Below are 1858 nucleotides of genomic sequence, written 5' to 3' on the forward strand. Positions count from 1 at the left end.
CCCAGCGCCGCCGGCCGCTCGCGCACACTCCCGAGCTGGCCGCCCCCGGGCCGCGCGGGCGCCGCCCGCCCGCGCCCCCGCCCCCCCCCCCCGCCCCCCCCCCCCCCCCCGCTTTTCGGGCGGGGCGCGCCGGGCCGTGTGTGAAGTCCCGCTCTCCGGGTGGGCGATGGGGTTTTCCGGGTGCGCCTCGGGGGTGAGGCGTGTGGGACGCATGGGGTCGGCGGGACGTGGGGCATGTCCTCGGGTGAACAACTCCCCCAACAAACCGGGGCACTTACCGCGAACTCTCCACGAGTTTTGACATGAGCACTTCCGGTTACTCGTGAGTCCTGCTACTAACGAGTTGGCAGAGGTCCTGCCCCTGGGAGGTTCCATGAGACTGTCCCGCGTCGCCAAGGCGACGTCCGCCCTCTTCGCCGCCATGGCGCTCGTGCTCACCGGCGCGAGCGCCGCCACCGCAGCCGAACGGCCCCTGGCCGCCACCGGCTACGTGGCACTCGGCGACTCCTACTCGGCCGGTGTCGGCGCCGGCAGTTACGACAGCGCCAGCGGCTCCTGCAAACGCAGCACGAAGTCCTATCCGGCGCTGTGGGCGGCGGCCAACTCGCCCGCGTCCTTCCACTTCACCGCCTGCTCCGGCGCCAAGACGGGCGATGTGCTGGGCGGACAGCTCGCCCCGCTGGACTCCTCGACCGGCCTGGTCAGCATCAGCATCGGCGGCAACGACGCCGGGTTCGCGGACACCATGACGACCTGTGCGCTCCAGGGCGAAAGCGCCTGCCTGACGGCCGTCTCGAAGGCCGTCGCCTACGTGGACAACACGCTCCCCGGCCAGCTCGACGGCGTCTACAGCGCGATCTCCCAAAAGTCGCCGTCCGCCCACGTGGTGGTCCTCGGCTACCCGCACTTCTACAAGATCGGCGGCAGCTGCGTCGCGGGTCTGTCCGACAAGTCCCGCGCGGCCATCAACGGCGCCGCCGACGAGATCAACAGCGTCACCGCCAAGCGCGCCGCCAACCACGGCTTCGCCTTCGCCGACGTCAACTCCACCTTCAGCGGCCATGAGCTCTGCTCCGGCAGCGCCTGGCTGCACAGCGTCACCGTGCCGATCGACGAGTCGTACCACCCCACGGCCACCGGCCAGTCCAGCGGCTACCTGCCGGTCTTCCGCTCGGCCGCCTGACCCGAGGCGCACTCAGATGTACGGGAGGGCTCCCCGGCCGGGGCCCTCCCACGCCGCGTCACCCGCCCGGCCCCGTCCCGCCGGGGTTCAACTCGCCGTCCGGGCACCCTCGTACACGATCTTCCGTAGGGTGTCGGACAACACCACGGCGAGGCAGGTGAAACCGACGGCCGGTCTGCACGTGTGTCCTCGGGGAGAGATAGGGTTACCCTGCCCGGGGCCGGGTGCCCTCGTACGGGTGGGGAGAGTCATGGAACAGATAACAGTGCGCAGCAGGGCGCGAGTCCCTGCCATCACCTGCAAAAGCGGCGCGTCCAGTGCGCGCCTCGACCGTCACCTCGCGGTGCTGGGCGGCCCTGCCATCCCGCAGCGCGAGGCGCAGGGCGCGACGTCACTGATGCAGGAACTGACGGCTCGTGATCACATGCGTACGCGGCGCAGCCGCGGCGCACGGGTGTCGTTGTTCGCGCCGCTGCGCAGGCTGCGGCGTTCGCTGTTCGGCGGCCACGGCTGACCCACAGCTGACCTCGGCACCCCGGCGGCCCCGCCGTCCCGGTGCGGCGCGGCGGGCCCCCCCCCCCCCCCCCCCGGGCCGCGCCCCCCCCCCCCCCCAACCGTGGCCGGGTCGGGGGGGGTTGTCAATTTAGAGCCCCATGTGCCGGCGGGCGGCCAACG

Annotated in this window: 2 protein-coding genes; both read left to right on the top strand. The window is 72.4% G+C overall.

Annotation, left to right across the window (positions count from 1 at the left end; genetic code table 11):
• Positions 1-373: 373 nt before the first annotated feature.
• A complete protein-coding gene (locus ACFWWQ_RS17790) occupies positions 374-1183 on the top strand; it encodes an SGNH/GDSL hydrolase family protein (RefSeq protein WP_384597096.1) in 810 nt (269 codons plus the stop codon).
• Positions 1184-1433: 250 nt separating this feature from the next.
• Positions 1434-1697, top strand: coding sequence for a hypothetical protein (locus ACFWWQ_RS17795; RefSeq protein WP_078654008.1), 264 nt, complete (start codon positions 1434-1436; stop codon positions 1695-1697).
• Positions 1698-1858: the final 161 nt, after the last annotated feature.

It is taken from the genome of Streptomyces sp. NPDC059080, assembly GCF_042739975.1.
GTDB classification, from domain to species: Bacteria; Actinomycetota; Actinomycetes; order Streptomycetales; family Streptomycetaceae; genus Streptomyces; species Streptomyces benahoarensis.